General features: G+C 63.5%; 15 protein-coding genes. 10 read left to right on the top strand and 5 right to left on the bottom strand.

All coding sequences use genetic code 11. From position 1 onward, the window contains the following. Positions 1-169 precede the first annotated feature (169 nt). Positions 170-529 carry a helix-turn-helix domain-containing protein gene (locus H146_RS21965; RefSeq protein WP_019953158.1) on the bottom strand — a complete coding sequence of 120 codons (360 nt, stop codon included), beginning with the start codon at positions 527-529 and terminating at the stop codon, positions 170-172. A 235-nt stretch (positions 530-764) separates the two neighbouring features. On the opposite strand from H146_RS21965, the gene H146_RS0117395 reads away from it, so the two are divergent. The 3 genes from H146_RS0117395 (at position 765) to H146_RS0117380 (ending at position 4,017) form a co-directional block, all read left to right on the top strand. After that, positions 765-1,334: a DJ-1/PfpI family protein gene (locus tag H146_RS0117395; protein ID WP_019953156.1), complete on the top strand. Its 570-nt coding sequence runs from the start codon at positions 765-767 to the stop codon at positions 1,332-1,334. Between the two features lie 93 nt (positions 1,335-1,427). Then, positions 1,428-1,805 (top strand): ribbon-helix-helix domain-containing protein, encoded by a 378-nt coding sequence (locus H146_RS0117390; RefSeq protein WP_019953155.1) that lies wholly within the window; start codon positions 1,428-1,430, stop codon positions 1,803-1,805. Positions 1,806-2,379: 574 nt separating this feature from the next. Continuing rightward, complete coding sequence (locus H146_RS0117380) at positions 2,380-4,017, top strand: methyl-accepting chemotaxis protein (RefSeq protein ID WP_281169628.1); 1,638 nt, start codon at positions 2,380-2,382, stop codon at positions 4,015-4,017. A 217-nt stretch (positions 4,018-4,234) separates the two neighbouring features. Here H146_RS0117380 and H146_RS21565 read toward each other — a convergent pair whose 3' ends face one another. Next, on the bottom strand, positions 4,235-4,489 hold the full coding sequence (locus tag H146_RS21565; RefSeq protein ID WP_156826888.1) for a hypothetical protein: 255 nt from the start codon (positions 4,487-4,489) through the stop codon (positions 4,235-4,237). A gap of 104 nt (positions 4,490-4,593) precedes the next feature. Between H146_RS21565 and hemN the strand changes: the two genes are divergently transcribed. Both hemN and H146_RS0117370 read left to right on the top strand, forming a co-directional pair. Continuing rightward, the gene (gene hemN, locus H146_RS0117375) at positions 4,594-5,982 is read left to right on the top strand and encodes an oxygen-independent coproporphyrinogen III oxidase (RefSeq protein WP_019953152.1); all 1,389 of its coding nucleotides are present in this window, start codon (positions 4,594-4,596) and stop codon (positions 5,980-5,982) included. A gap of 134 nt (positions 5,983-6,116) precedes the next feature. Beyond that, positions 6,117-6,548 (top strand): PH domain-containing protein, encoded by a 432-nt coding sequence (locus H146_RS0117370; protein ID WP_019953151.1) that lies wholly within the window; start codon positions 6,117-6,119, stop codon positions 6,546-6,548. Positions 6,549-6,627: 79 nt separating this feature from the next. On the opposite strand, the gene H146_RS0117365 is transcribed toward H146_RS0117370, so the two are convergent. After that, positions 6,628-7,134, bottom strand: a complete 507-nt coding sequence (locus H146_RS0117365) for a methyl-accepting chemotaxis protein (protein WP_019953150.1) — start codon at positions 7,132-7,134, stop codon at positions 6,628-6,630. 484 nt (positions 7,135-7,618) lie between these two features. On the opposite strand from H146_RS0117365, the gene fdhA reads away from it, so the two are divergent. The 4 genes from fdhA to H146_RS20405 all read left to right on the top strand — a co-directional run bounded on the left by fdhA (position 7,619) and on the right by H146_RS20405 (position 11,266). Then, on the top strand, positions 7,619-8,806 hold the full coding sequence (gene fdhA, locus H146_RS0117360; RefSeq protein WP_019953149.1) for a formaldehyde dehydrogenase, glutathione-independent: 1,188 nt from the start codon (positions 7,619-7,621) through the stop codon (positions 8,804-8,806). A 268-nt stretch (positions 8,807-9,074) separates the two neighbouring features. Further along, on the top strand, positions 9,075-9,656 hold the full coding sequence (locus tag H146_RS0117355) for a TetR/AcrR family transcriptional regulator (RefSeq protein WP_019953148.1): 582 nt from the start codon (positions 9,075-9,077) through the stop codon (positions 9,654-9,656). A gap of 5 nt (positions 9,657-9,661) precedes the next feature. Continuing rightward, positions 9,662-10,582, top strand: a complete 921-nt coding sequence (locus H146_RS0117350; RefSeq protein ID WP_019953147.1) for a DMT family transporter — start codon at positions 9,662-9,664, stop codon at positions 10,580-10,582. 177 nt (positions 10,583-10,759) lie between these two features. After that, positions 10,760-11,266 carry a hypothetical protein gene (locus H146_RS20405; protein WP_156826886.1) on the top strand — a complete coding sequence of 169 codons (507 nt, stop codon included), beginning with the start codon at positions 10,760-10,762 and terminating at the stop codon, positions 11,264-11,266. Between the two features lie 114 nt (positions 11,267-11,380). Here the strand turns inward: H146_RS20405 and H146_RS0117340 are convergent, their stop codons facing one another. After that, positions 11,381-12,832: an NCS1 family nucleobase:cation symporter-1 gene (locus H146_RS0117340; RefSeq protein ID WP_019953145.1), complete on the bottom strand. Its 1,452-nt coding sequence runs from the start codon at positions 12,830-12,832 to the stop codon at positions 11,381-11,383. A 146-nt stretch (positions 12,833-12,978) separates the two neighbouring features. Beyond that, a complete protein-coding gene (locus H146_RS0117335; RefSeq protein ID WP_019953144.1) occupies positions 12,979-13,467 on the bottom strand; it encodes a TspO/MBR family protein in 489 nt (162 codons plus the stop codon). Positions 13,468-13,669: 202 nt separating this feature from the next. On the opposite strand from H146_RS0117335, the gene H146_RS0117330 reads away from it, so the two are divergent. After that, the coding region (locus H146_RS0117330) for an MFS transporter (protein ID WP_019953143.1) at positions 13,670-14,998 on the top strand (1,329 nt) is incomplete at its 3' end.

Genomic DNA, 14,998 nt, shown 5'->3' with positions numbered 1-14,998 from the left:
TTCATCGCTCGGATGAGGCAAATAGCCCCGCTATTTAACGATTCCGAGCGATGAAACTGGCCAAAAGCCCGGGGTTTGCAGCCGATCAGCGTTAAGTCCGACAGGCTGCTAGCGTCAAGCCATCCGGCTACGGCGCTTCAACGATCTCGGGCCTTGGGGTCAGCCAAATCTAACGGTGCGACGTGGCCAGCGCACCGCCCGCTGCCACGAACAGCCCACCGGTGGTGCGATTGAAGACCCGCACGCGGCGCGGCGTGCCGAACCAGCGGCTCACCGTGGAGCCTACCGAGGCATAGGTGGACATCGCCGCCAGATCCACCGTGACCCATGTCAGCGCGAGATGATCGGCGAACCCCGCCAGAAATGCAGCACCGCTCAGGTTGGCGCCGGTCGCGATGCGCTGACGGACCAGATCCAGCCGCCGTAGCGTCAAATAGCGGTAGGGGCTGGTGCCGAACAGGGCGCGTAAATCGCGGGATAGCGTCCAGCGCTGCTGACCGGAGACCTGTTCAAGCTCTTCCAGCGTCACGCTCCGTTGGAAATGAGCATCGCCAACGGTTTCCAGGGCATCGGCCAGCTCCGTGATGCCGTCTTCTTCCTCCAGCGCGTCGACGAAGCCCGCTCATCCCTGGCGGTTTTTTGACCGTTTAGCAGATTTTGAGCCTGTAGTAATGGCGTACTACCCGCCGAATCGGGTTGCTTGTTAGTCTGCGCTTACACGCCTATAGCGTACTCTACCCACGATAATCACAAGGAGAGCGGAGATGAGCAGCAAACGCATCTTAATGATCACCGGCGATTTCACCGAAGATTACGAAACCATGGTGCCCTTCCAAACGCTGATGGCGGTGGGGCACCGTGTCGATGCGGTATGCCCCGGTAAAGCCTCGGGCGATACCGTAGCCACCGCCATTCACGACTTCGAAGGCGACCAAACCTACACCGAGAAACCGGGACATCGATTTGCGCTGAATGCGGACTTCGCCAGCATCGACCCGGCGGATTACGACGCTCTGGTGCTGCCCGGTGGTCGGGCGCCCGAGTATCTGCGGTTGAATCAACAAGTGCTCGCCATGGTGAAGCACTTTTTTGATAGTCGGAAACCGGTAGCGGCGATTTGCCATGGTGCCCAACTGCTGGCCGCCGCCAATGTGTTGGAAGGTAAACAGTGTTCGGCGTACCCCGCTTGCCGGCCAGAAGTCGACCTGGCAGGCGGTCGGTTCGCGGATATAGACGTCACCGACGCGGTGACCGATGGTAATCTCGTTACTGCCCCGGCATGGCCTGCCCACCCCACATGGCTGGCGCAGTTCATGGCGCTATTGAACAAGTAGTGTCATCACCATGAAAGGGCGTGCCCTCGCCGGGGGTGCAATGCGTCAGCCGTTATGCTGAATGCATACGGCGTGCGTAAGGAGGAAAATGCCATGTGCAAACTGTTTATTGATGCTGATCCAGAGCTTTGGCGTAGTGCCACCCGCTCGATGCGTATCGATGGCATGGTGACCAGCGTACGGATGGAGAACCACTTCTGGCGGCTGCTGGAAGAAATTGCACAACGTGATGGAATGAACACCACCCAGATGATCACCCGGCTCTATCACGAGTCGATCGATGCCGGCCATGACCTGGGTAACTTCACCTCGTTTTTAAGGGTTTGCGCGCTGCGCTACCAGGCGTTGCAGTTGAGCGGCGACATCCCAGCAGACGTGGCGGTTCCCATCGGCGAACTCGACGCCAATCGTATTCTTTCCCATGAAAGCACCTTGCATGAGAGCGCTCGGCATAAAAGGCACGTCCATTAGTGTTGGTTCGTTGCGGCTACTGCAACTGGTCTTGCCAGGTTAAACGTGGATACCGGCGTAAGCCACCGTTCGAGCCGCGAAGGTCTGCCGCGTCGTGAAGTGTTCGCCATGGATCGCTTCGACCCTGGGGATGTTAAAAAAGCCCGTGGCCCAGGCGTTGTCATGGCAGTTACCCCCGGTTGCTCATGCTGCACTGGAGATCGTGCCGGATCAGCTGCGAGCGATACAGGGTCGAGCAACGCTGACTAACGTGAAGACACGATCATGCCGGTAGGCACCCTGCGACTCCGCTGTGCCATTCGTTTGGCATCACCGACCAGCGCGGTGGTCATTCTCCCACCCATCGCCCAGCCGATAATCCTGCGTAAATGAATAAGCGCTGAAACCTGTGAAGCCCGCCGCTGCGGCCAGTGTCGTACCTGGCGGCCCGAGTTGTTCACAACCCCTTTCGCGACATGGCTACCTCCGCAATCGGAAGATTGGCAGGGTGGAGTAAAGTTTATTTTATTGCGGGCGATACATTATATGCATAACAAATATCGCAAAACTCAGATGTAGAAAGGGGATTATCACAATGTCGGAAGCTAACTGGCCGATTGCCGGGATGTCGGAGAAAGCGTCGTCGGTCGAAACCAAAAACAAAAGATCAGGGAGGGCACGGTTCAGCTTTGGCAACTGGACGCTCAAGCGGAAGATGTACGCCATTCTCGCGCTGATGTGGGTGGGCATGATCGTGCTGGTCACGGTGATGTCGTTCAATGCCCGACAAACGCTCTTCGAGGAGCGTGAAGGCGGCCTGCGGGAAGCCGTGGGCATGGCCGCCAATCTCTTCGAAAGATATTACGAGCGTGCCAACGCCGGAGAGTTCAGCCAGCAGGAGGCGCGGCGGCTCAGTCTGGCGGCACTGAGCGCGATGCGTTTTGGTGAGTTCAATGAGAACTACGTGTTCGCTTTCGATGATCAGATGCGTATTCTCTCCCATCCGACCCTGGAAAGGGGCGAGGATATGAGCGGCTTCACTGATCCTGACAACGTGCTCCTCTTCCATGAGCTTTTGAACACTTCCCGCTCAGGCAGCGCTGATACGGTGCGCTATAGCTGGCCTGCCAGCGAAGGGGGCCCACTACTGGAGAAGCGCGCCTTCGCGGAGCGTTTTGGCCCCTGGGAGATCAACCTGGCGGGCGCTGTAGATACTCAGGATATTCGCGATGATTTCTTCGCCACGCTGATGAGCTATCTCGGCATGCTGGCGATAATCGGCGGCGCTCTGACGATCGCTTTCGTGCTGCTTTATCGCAATATCTACCGTGGCCTGGGCGGTGAGCCCTCCTACGCTATCGAGCGGGTGCGCGAAATCGCCGGTGGCCATTTCGACCGGCCCATTGCGCTGCGCGCCAATGACCGCAGCAGTCTGCTCAGCCATATTGAAAGTATGCGTACCGAGCTTTCGACGATTATTGGCGATATCCGCAGCGCCAGTGAATCTATTGATAGCGGTTCGCGGGAAATTGCCACCGGCAACAATGATCTTTCCTCGCGCACCGAGCAGCAGGCCGCTTCGCTGGAGGAGACCGCTTCCAGCATGGAGGAGCTGACCTCTACGGTGCGCCAGAATGCCGACAACGCCGATCAGGCCACCCAGCTCTCCGGCCAGGCGCTGGGCGAGATGGAGGGTGGCCGTGAGGTGATTGGCCGGGTGGTGACCACCATGGGGGAGATTCGCGAAAGCTCGGATAAAATCAACGAGATCATCACCATGATCGACAGCATCGCCTTCCAGACCAACCTGCTGGCGCTCAACGCCTCGGTGGAAGCGGCGCGGGCCGGAGAGCATGGTCGCGGCTTCGCAGTGGTCGCCGGCGAGGTGCGTAATCTGGCCGGCCGCAGCGCCAATGCGGCCAGCGAGATCCGCGAGCTGATCGGCCGTTCGGTCTCTCAGGTCGAGACCGGCAGCGAACTGGTCACGGAAGCCGACAGCGCCATGAACCGCATTGCTGACAGTGCTCGCCGGGTCAACGACCTGATGAGCGAGATCGCCGCCGCCTCGAAGGAACAGAGCAACGGCATCGAGCAGGTCAACCAGGCGGTGACGCAGATGGATCAGGTCACCCAGCAGAACGCGGCGCTGGTCGAGGAGTCGGCCGCTGCGGCCAAATCGCTGGAGGATCAGTCCGGGCGGCTCTATCAGTCGGTCTCGCGCTTCGCGGTCTGAACGGCGGGTGCACAGCGCCATTACCTGGCAACCCACCCGGCGTGCGGTCACACCGAGCGGCCTGTCGTTGCGGGCATCGCCCGCCTCGGCAGTGCCGCCGCCAGCAGGATTACCACCCCGCCGGCGCGGTCGCCCGCACCGGTCCACCGCCCTATCGCCCAGCAGCCGGCCAATGAACTGACACCCATCAGCGCCACCGGTAGCCCCAGCGCGGCCGCTACACCGCCCAGCAGACCTCCGCTGACGGCGCCGATGCTCCAGGTGGCGTGGAAGGTGTTGAGAATGGAACGGCCTTAGCGTCGCTCGACGCGCAGACCATGCATGCCGCGATGCTCAGCGACAGCGACTGCTTGAGCTCGGGATAGCGGGGCATCAGGGTGGTAATCATCACGCCGTTGGTGAAAAAGAGCGCTGTCACGGCGAGTCGGGCCTGACGGCTGCGCCGATCAGGGGTGCGGAAAGCATGGCTCACGGCGGCTCCAGGGTAATGGGCGGGTAAAAAATGATCCGGGACAAAAGTCGGGCGCGCCCGGGCGCGTAAGCTGGGCGTTATAGCCCGTACCGGACCGTAACACCATGAGCCATACGCCGATTTTCGACCGCGCCCTGGTCAGCAAATACGATTTCGCGGGGCCGCGCTACACCTCTTATCCCACTGCACCGCAGTTCCACGACGCCTTTACGCTGGAGGACTACCGCCACGCTGCTGCGGCAGGCAACGCCACCGAGCGCCCCGCGCCGCTGTCGGTGTATGTGCACATCCCCTTCTGTGACAGCCTGTGCTACTACTGCGCCTGCAATAAAATCGTGACCCGTCGGGCCGAAAAGGCGGCGCGCTATCTCGACTACCTCAAGCGCGAGATGGCCCTGCAGGCGGAGCTGTTCGACGACCGTCGGCCGCTGACGCAACTCCACCTGGGCGGCGGCACGCCCACCTTTTTCAGCGACGCCCAGCTCGCCGAGCTGCTGGCGGCGCTGAATCGGTCCTTTCGCTTTGCCGAGCAGGGTGAGCGTGAGTTCTCGATCGAGGTCGACCCGCGCACGGTAACCCCCGAGCGCATTCGCATGCTGCATATGCTGGGGTTCAATCGGCTCAGCCTGGGCATTCAGGATTTCGACCCCGAAGTACAGGCCGCGGTCAATCGCGTGCAGGGCGAGGATGAGGTGCGCGCCCTGTTCGAGGCAGCCCGCGCGGTGGGTTTCGACTCGATCAGCGTCGATCTGATCTACGGCCTGCCGCTGCAGAGCGTGGCGAGCTTCGACGCCACCCTGACGCAGGTCATCGCGCTGCGCCCGGATCGCATCGCGACCTACAGCTACGCCCACCTGCCCGAGATGTTTCGCGCCCAGCGGCTGATTCGGCCCGAGCAGATGCCGCCACCACAGCGCAAGCTGGAACTGCTGGAGCTGACCGTACAGCGTCTCACCGCTGCCGGCTACGACTACATCGGCATGGACCACTTCGCGCTGCCGGAAGACGAACTAACGCGGGCGCGCGAGGCAGGCACCCTGCAGCGCAATTTCCAGGGCTATTCGACCCACGCCGACTGTGACCTGATCGGCCTTGGGGTCTCGGCGATCGGTCGGGTGGGTGACAGCTACAGCCAGAACGCCAAAGCGCTCGTGCGCTACTACGCCAGCCTTGATGCCGGCCGCCTGCCGATTCGGCGCGGCTACCGGCTCAACGACGACGACCGCCTGCGCCGCGAGGTGATCATGACGCTGATGTGCCACGGCCATATCGATATGGCGAGAGTCGAAGCGCGCCACGGTATCGACTTCGAGGATTATTTCGCCGAGGCGCTGGCGCAGCTTGGCGGTCACGTTGCTGATGGCCTGGTCACCCTCGAGGCACACCGGGTCGTGGTCAAACCGCGCGGCAGGTTGATGATGCGAAGCCTGGCGATGGCCTTCGACGCCTATCTCGGCCCGCGCCAGCGCGGCCTCTTTTCGCGCATTGTGTAGGGAGGCAGAAAACTGATTGTGCGGCGATTCTCAGGGAATGGCATTTCCGGCCGATACCCCATGTTGATACTACCCCGAGCGGGAAGTGTGTAGAGGACAGCGAGTCTGTCGAATCGGACATGGGAGAGAGCAGTATGACCGTGGAACTCAAATCGGCGACACCGGAGGATCGCCGCAGGATATACCGGCAGATCGCCGATGAGATGGGCGACAGTCAATTCTATGCGCGCAAGGAGGTTCTGGACGCGATTCCCGAGGCGCTGCATGACAGTGAGCCGCTGCTGGGCCTTACTTCCGGCTACGCACCCGGCGGCCAGCGGGTACTGGCGCTGACCGACCGGCGCCTGCTGCTGTTCAATGCGGCAAAGGGCAGCGAGACGCCGGTGGCATTGCCGCTGGAGAAGGTCGTCTCGCTACGCGCCGAAACCGGCCTGATGGCAGCGAATCTCTACTTTCGCTGTGACAATGACGACTACGCCTTCGGCGACGTGCCCAAACGGATGGCGGACAACTTCGCACGCCGCATGAAGCAGGCGATGGACGACTTTACCCCGCCGCCGGGCTGACCCGGCGTCGCTGGAGCGTGGCGTTTCACCTCAATTTCCTTTCCTGAACATTCCTTTCCCGAAAGCGCCCGGCCGGGGCTCAGCCATTGGGCGAGGGCAGGACGTGGCGGCCTGTGCCATCCTGGTGGCGGTCATCACGGACGTGTTCGCCGCCGTGGTAGCCGACCTCCAGCAGGCGAAAGCGGGCGACCTGCTGTCTGAGCGTATCGGCCTGCTCTTCGAGCGAGCGGCTGGCCGCCGCTGACTGTTCGATCATGGCCGCATTTTGCTGCGTGGCCGAATCCATCTGCGTAATGGCGGTATTGATCTGCTCGAGCCCGCTGGACTGTTCTCGGCTGGCTGTCGATATTCCCGCCACCAGCTGTGCCAGGTTATCCACGCTGGCCGTGATATCGCTCAGCGTCTCATTGGCGGCGCTGCTGGCGCTGTGCGAGGCGGTGGTGTTGATCTCCTCGACCGAGGCCGAAGCCTGCTCGACGCTGGCCGCCTGCTGCTGCGTTCGCGAGCTGAAATCATCATTGGCGCGGGCGATCTGGACGGCGCCCACGCTGACCGAGGCGGCACTCTCGCGGACACGGCGCAGCATCTGACTGAGGCTGGTCGTGAGCCGATATGCCGGTCATACCGTAAAAAAGGGGCGCGTTACTCCTCTTACAGCAGCTTAAGCTTTGACATGGCTTGGCGCCGTCCATACGCGGGCCGCGCGTGAGCGTACGATACGCCTTCCAGCGGGCCAGCGAGTGGCCGCCTTTCATATCCGAGAGCGACATGACGGTCGCTCGATAAGTTTTTTTGCCCGGCTCCCGGCGCCCTCCGAGACCATCATTCAGCCTTTCTTTTGTTATGTTGTAACGCCTTGATTGGCGGTATGTTCCGCTGTGACGCGGCTTTGCCGCCGGCACGCTGCCGTGACCATGAAACGCAACACCACGTTCTCGATGCGACCTGGCGCAAAGTGGCATGGTGTGGCGGCGTTTGCACTCGGACACTGTGTGCAGACCGCCCGGGCCGATACGCTTTAAAAGCCGTCGCAGGGCGCTTTCACACTCAGCAAGGTCAAGGAGGCGGGCATGGCAGCGAACCGCGGCGTAGTGTATCTGGAGCCGGGCAAGGTCGAGGTGCAGAACATCGACTACCCGAAAATGCAGTCGCCCAACGGCAAGCCCATCGAGCACGGTGTAATCCTGAAGGTGGTCTCCACCAACATCTGCGGCTCCGACCAGCACATGGTGCGCGGCCGTACCACCGCGCCGGCCGGTATGGTGCTGGGTCACGAGATCACCGGCGAGGTGATCGAGAAGGGCAAGGACGTCGAGTTCCTCGATATCGGCGATCTGGTCTCGGTGCCCTTCAACGTTGCCTGCGGGCGCTGCCGTACCTGCAAGGAGGGCCACACCGGAGTCTGCCTGCACGTCAACGACGACCGCGCCGGCGGCGCCTACGGCTACGTCGACATGGGCGGCTGGGTCGGCGGCCAGGCGCACTACGTCATGGTGCCCTACGCCGACTTCAACCTGCTGAAGTTCCCCGACCGTGACCGGGCGATGTCGAAGATTCGCGATCTGACCATGCTCAGCGACATCCTGCCGACCGGTTTCCACGGTGCGCTCAACGCCGGCGTGGGTGTCGGCTCGACCACCTATGTGGCGGGCGCCGGCCCGGTGGGGCTGGCCGCGGCCGCCTCGGCGCGGCTGCTGGGCGCCGCGGTGGTAATGATCGGCGACTTCAATCCACAGCGCCTCGAGCACGCCCGTAAAATGGGCTTCGTCCCCATCGACCTGAGCCAGCACGACCGTCTCGGCGAGCAGATTGCCGAGGTGGTGGGGCAGCCGCAGGTGGACGGCGCCATTGATGCAGTGGGCTTCGAGGCGGTGGGGCACGGCGGCAAGGAGCAGCCGGCGGTGGTGCTCAACCAGATGATGGATATCACCCGCGAGGCGGGCTCCATCGGCATTCCCGGTCTCTATGTCACCGAAGACCCGGGCGCTACCGAGAAAGCGGCGCAGAGCGGCAACCTCAGCCTGCGCTTCGGTCTCGGCTGGGCCAAGGCGCACTCCTTCCACACCGGCCAGACCCCGGTGGTGCGTTACAACCGCCAGCTGATGCAGGCGATTCTGCACGACCGCCTCAACATCGCCGAGATCGTCAACGCCCAGGTGATCTCGCTGGAAGATGCCGCCCAGGGCTACCAGCAGTTCGACTCCGGCGTGGCGAGCAAATTCGTCCTCGATCCCCACGGCATGCTCGGCGCCGCCTGACCGCGCGGCAGGGGAATCGGCCCGCCGACCGCGTAGCGATCGGCGGGCTTTGTTGTGCGCTGAGATCATTCGGCCGTATCGATCTCTTCGCGGTCAGCAACGACCTGCAGCCCTGGTGATCCGCGCCTCTATTGCAAAAGCGTCAGCCGGCGAACAGAGGCATTCATCTCGCCAACGCTAACCGGCTTCTCGGGCTTGCCGATCAGCCCTTTCAGGGCCGGTGCCAAAGTAGGTATACTGGTCTACCTACTTTGCAGCGAGTTGCGCCATGACAACATCGACCTCTCAAACGCTGCGCGGCGCGCGACAGCGTCTGCTGACGGCCGCCGCCACGCTGTTCTACCGCGATGGCATTGCAGCGACCGGCATCGATGCCATCGTTAAGCATGCCGGGGTGGCCAAAATGAGCCTTTATAACCACTTCGATTCCAAGGCCGCGCTGGTGGCCTGCTATCTGGAGGCGCGCCATCAGGAGTGGCTCGACCTCTACGCCCGCCGCCTCGAGCAGGCGACCACGCCGCTCGAGCGAATATTGGCGGTCTTCTTCGCCTACGAGGATCACGCCGAGCTGGCCCATGAGTGCGGCTTCCGCGGCTGCGGGCTGCTGAACGCCGCCGCCGAACTGCCTGCCGGTGCCCTCGGGCGCAGGGCAGTGCGCCGCCACAAGGAGCAGGTCGAGGCGTTGCTGGCCGAACATCTCGCGGCGCTGACTCCCGACGATCTCCCGGGCGTGCAGCGGCGTGCCCAACGGCTTGCCTTCCTGCTGGAGGGCGCGGTGATGCGCGCAGGGCTGGAGGAGAACCCGCACTGTCTGGTCGAGGCGCGCAGGATGGCGCCTGAACTGCTGTAGGCGCCATGAGTGCGACGGCGCAGCGCTCCCTGGGGGCGGCCGGCGCGCTGGCTGCCGCCGTGCTGTGGGGGACGACCGGCACCGCGGCCACTTTCGCCCCGCAGGTCAGTGCCGTGGCCATCGGCGCCGTAGCGATGGGCATCGGCGGTTTGCTGCAGGCGCTGCTGGCCGCCGGGCGTATTCACGGCAGCCTGCCACTGCTGCGTGCGCAGTGGCACTGCCTGGTGGCCGGCGCGGTGGCGGTGGCGATCTATCCGCTGGCGTTTTACGCCGCGATGCGGCTGGCCGGGGTGACCATCGGCACAGTGGTGACCATCGGTTCGGCGCCGCTGCTGTCGGCGCTGATCGAATACCGCCTGGAGGGCCTGCGCCTGACCCGGCGCTGGATGCTCGGCGCCGCCACGGGGCTGGTCGGCATGGTCCTCCTGTGCATGGCCGAGACCGGCGGCCATGCCGGCCTCGGTGATACCGGCCGGGTAGTTCGTGGCATCGGCCTGGGGCTGCTGGCGGGGCTGAGTTACGCCTTCTACGCCTGGTCGGCGCGGCGCCTGATGCAGCGTGGCATTGCGCCACGCGTGGCGATGGGCGCTACCTTTGGCCTTGGCGGGCTGCTGCTGATGCCGGTACTGCTGGCGACCGGGGCGGCGCTGCTGGCCTCATGGCAAAACGCCGCGGTAGGGCTCTACATGGCACTGGTGCCGATGCTTCTGGGTTATCTCTGCTTCGGTTATGGGCTGGCGCGGGTGCCGGCCAGCACCGCGACCACCCTTACCCTGTTCGAACCCGTGGTGGCGGCGCTGCTGGCCATTCTGGTGGTAGGTGAAAGGCTGCCGCCGCTGGGCTGGCTGGGGGTGGCGCTGGTCATCGCCTGTCTGGTTTTTCTCAGTGCGCCGACCGGTCGCCGTCATCGGCTCGACCGGGCCTGACATCCTGTGGCCGGTGCATTGTCCTGCCTCACATCCGGCCCGACCTGAAGCCAATCCTGTCATGGCCTGGTGATTTTTCCACTCAGCGTCCAGGCTTGAGGCGCAGACGGCGCATGCTGCCTCCGCGGGTGGCGGCCGTCCATTCAAGCTGACACTGACGTAATGAGGTAAGCCTTCATGAAGAGAGCAATGCTGCAGAGCACCACCCTGTTTGCTGCCGCCGCGCTGTTGACCGCCTGTGCTTCCAGCGGCCAGCAGGAGCCGACGACCGACACCACGGCTTCCGGCCCGCAGGACACCCAGACCCGGGCACAGCTGGCGGTGTTTCAACAGCTCTTCGAACAGGGCGGCACCGGCGCCGATACGGCAACCCGCTGTGTGGGGCTTGGCAGCGTTCCCAATCTGCAGGCACCCTCCTCGGAGCTACTGAGCGCCCTGCAGCAGGACGCCTCGGTAGCGGTGGTGGCGGCATCCAACTGCGGCGCCGGTGAGCGTGCCAGTTATAACGGCCAGCCGGCGGTGTTCTACGGCGTCGAGATCACCGAATGCCCCACCAGCGGTACCTGCATGGCGCGGGGCGGCTACTATTCGGGCAACCTTGGTGCACAGACCAATCTCTATCGCGTTGAGCAGATCAACGGCGAGTGGCAGGTCAGCGTAGCGCAGCTCGGCCCGGCGTCCTGATCGCCGGTATCCGAAAGCTGTCGATAAAGCGCCCGCCGGCATCATGCCGGCGGGCGCTTGTGTTTACCTGATGCCGTGCCCTGCTGCGGTAGCGACAGGGCGGGGTTACGACGACTAACCGGCCGGCGTGCCCTGCTGGCGCATCAGGGCGAAGTAGATCATACCGCCGAGCGCTGCACCCAGCAGCCAGCCATAACCGCCCAGATTCGACAGTGCCGGTACCAGTACGGTCGACAGCGAGAAGAGGGCGGCAACGCCAAAGGCGATCAGCGCGCGCACGTTCCAGCCGCTACGGTAGTAGTAGCTTCCCTCGGGGGAAGCGCTGAACAGGTCCTGCACGTTCAGCTGCTGGCGCCGGATCAGGTAGTAGTCCGCCACGATGATGCCGTAGAAGGGCGCCACCAGCGCTCCCACCGCATTGACGAAGCCGGCGATACCGATCTGACTGATCACGCTGACCCACAGCGCACCGACGAAAAAGGCCGCGACAGCGGTGATCAGCCCCCCTACTCTGAAGTTGATTCTGCCCGGCAGCAGGTTGGCAAGGTCGTAGGCGGGCGGAATGAAGTTGGCGACCAGATTGATGCCGACCGTGGCGGCGAAGAAGGTCAGGGCGGCGATCAGCGTCAGCAGCAGCGAGTCGACCCGCTCGACGATAGCGGTGGGGTTGGTCATCTCCTCGCCGAACAGGACCAGCGTGCCCGCCGTAATGATCAGCGCGATAAAGGAGAAAAACGCCACATTGAGCGGCAGCCCCAGCAGATTGCCCAGTTTCATCTGCTGCTCGCTTTTGACGAAGCGGGTGAAGTCGCCGAAGTTGATCACGACCGCCGCGAAGTAGGCCACCATGGTGCCGACAATCGCTAAAAAGGCGCCAATGCCGGAAAGTTCGGCGTTGTCGTCGGCGCTGAAGATGGTGCCGATAGCGGGCAGCAGTTCACCCCCGGCGCGCCACCAGATCATGATCATCAGCGCCACCATCACCCCATAGACCAGCGGCGCCGCCCAGTTGAGAAAGCGTCTGATGGGCTCGATGCCCTGCCAGAAGATCACGATCTGAAACAGCCACACCAGCACGAAGGACAGCCAGCCCCAGCCGGTCAGGCCCAGAAAGGTAGCGCCGTCGCCGGCACCTAACAGCGCCGAGAGCAGCAGCATCAGGGCGGTGGAAGCAAAATACGTCTGCACGCCGTACCAGAAGATGCCGACGATGGCGCGCATCATCGCCGGCAGGTTGGCGCCACGCACGCCCATGCTGGCGCGCATCAGCACCGGAAAGGGAATGCCGTAGCGAACGCTGGGCGTGCCGCTCAGGTTGACCAGCCACATGACGATGAAGCCGGCGAGCACGATAGCGGCCATCACCGCCCAGCCGTTGAGCCCATAGGTCAGAAAGAGAGAGGCGGCCAGGGTATAGCCGAAAAGGCTTTGAATGTCGTTGGACCAGACGTTGAAGATTTCGAAGGCGCCCCAACCGCGCTGCTGCGGTTTTACCGGCGCCAGGTCCTCGTTGTAGAGGCTGGGATCGGTATGCTGGATATCGAGATGGCGGTCTTGTTCGCTCATGTGAAGAGGTGTCGTCCTTGTTGTTGTAGAGCCATCGCCGTGAGGCGATGGCCACGCGTCACCCCGTGGTGCAGCACGTCAGTAACGAGGCCGTCGCGGGAACGAACCGGCAGTGTGGCATGTGGCCATCAGGCTGTCGCGCAGGATTACCCCAGTATCTGCGGGTTGAGCTGCCAGGTGCTCCAGGTCAGCGCGTTGGCCAGCGTCACCCAGGCCAGATAGGGCACCAGCAGCATGCCCGCCAGCCTTTCAAGCCGCCAGAAGAGTACCAGGGTGGCGGCGATCAACACCCACAGCACTACCACACCGACAAAGGCGACGGCACCGAGCTGCCAGACGAAGTAGAGCCAGCTCCACAGGGCGTTGAGCGCCAGCTGTACCACGAACAGCCTGAGCGCTGCCTGCGCTTTCGGTTCGCGCCATGCCAGCCAGGCCGCCACCCCCATCAGGCCGTAGAGGGTCATCCACACCGGGCCGAACAGCCAGGCCGGCGGCGCCCATGACGGCTGCTGCAGGCGTTCATAGAAGGAGGTGGCCTCGATCGAGGCGATGGCGCCGATGGCGGCGGCCAGATAGGCCAGCGCCAGCCAGCCGACGAGAGCGAAAATCTGTTTGCGGGTCGAGAGCGCGCGCATGGGGAGCTTCCTGCCGGTTGGTCAAATACCTTCATGGTAGGGCAGGGGCTCGGGATCGACCATAACGGGCAGCACCGGGTTGCCGATACGGCGTGGCCTGGGGTGGGTCGCGAATACCAAATTAGAGGTCGCTTCCGGTGCGGTGACCGTGCCGCCATCGGCGCAAGCTGTCTTGTTTTTAACTTAACGGGAGAAAGGCTCCATGGCAGCCTCCAACAACAACCCTGCCGACGTCTCCACCGCTTCGCATCCTGTCGATCTGGCGACGCTGCGCAAGGTGATACTGGCATCGGCGCTGGGTAACTTCGTCGAGTGGTTCGATTTCGCCGTTTACGGCTTTCTGGCGGTGATCATCGCCAGCCACTTCTTTCCGCCGGGTGACCCGGCGCTGGCGCTTTTGCAGACCTTTGCCGTCTTTGCCGTCTCCTTTGCTCTGCGCCCGCTGGGCGGGCTCTTTTTCGGTCGCCTGGGCGACCGCATCGGCCGCAAGCGGGTGCTGTCGATGACGGTACTGCTGATGGCCGGCTCGACCACCGCTATCGGTTTGCTGCCCACCTATCACAGCGTCGGCCTGCTGGCGCCGCTGGCACTGGCGCTGGCGCGCTGCGTTCAGGGCTTCTCGGCGGGCGGTGAGTATGCCGGCGCCTGCGCCTTCGTGATGGAGCATGCGCCACGACATCGCAAGGCGCGCTACGGCAGTTTCGTGCCGGTGTCGACCTTTCTGGCTTTTGCCACTGCCGCGGCGCTGGCCTATATCGTCACCACCTTGCTCTCCGAACAGGCGCTCAATGCCTGGGGCTGGCGGGTTCCCTTTCTGATTGCGGCGCCGCTGGGCATGGTGGGGCTCTATATGCGGCTGCGCCTCGATGAGTCGCCGGCCTTTCAGGCAATCGCCGCGCAAAAGGAAGTACCGCACGCGCCGCTGGCCGAGACCCTGCGCTCCCATGGCAGTACCATTCTCTGCCTGGGCGCCTTTATCTCGGCCACCGCGCTGTCGTTTTATATGTTCACCACCTACTTCGCCACCTATATGCAGGTGGTGGGCCATGCCGGTCAGGCGACGGCGCTGCTGGCAAGCCTCGGGGCGCTCTTGTTCGCTGCCGCCTTTTGTCCGCTGGTGGGGCGCTATTCGGATCGGGTTGGCCGTCGCGGCACCCTCATTACCGCTGGCGTCTGCCTGATCGGTGGTGTACTGCCGGCCTATACGCTGGCCGGCAGCGGCCACTGGCTGCTGTCGATGCTGGGCGCCATGCTGATGGCGGTGGGTGCGGTGATCTGCAACGTGGTGACTGCTGTGCTGCTGTCGGAGCAGTTCCCCACCCGGGTGCGCTACACCGGCTCGGCGCTGTGTTACAACATCGCCTACACCATCTTCGGCGGTACCGCGCCGATGGTGGCCACCTGGCTGGTCAATACCAGCGGTTTCAACCTGGCGCCGGCCTTTTACATGATCGCCATCACCCTGCTGGCGATGTGGGGCGGCCTGAAGCTGCCGGAGTCGTCCACAAAAGCGCTGGACGACGACGAGTCG

This window comes from Kushneria aurantia DSM 21353 (assembly GCF_000382245.1).
Taxonomy (GTDB): Bacteria; Pseudomonadota; Gammaproteobacteria; order Pseudomonadales; family Halomonadaceae; genus Kushneria; species Kushneria aurantia.
The sequence above is the reverse complement of the archived record's forward strand: the minus strand, read 5'-3'. Positions and strand labels throughout refer to the sequence as shown.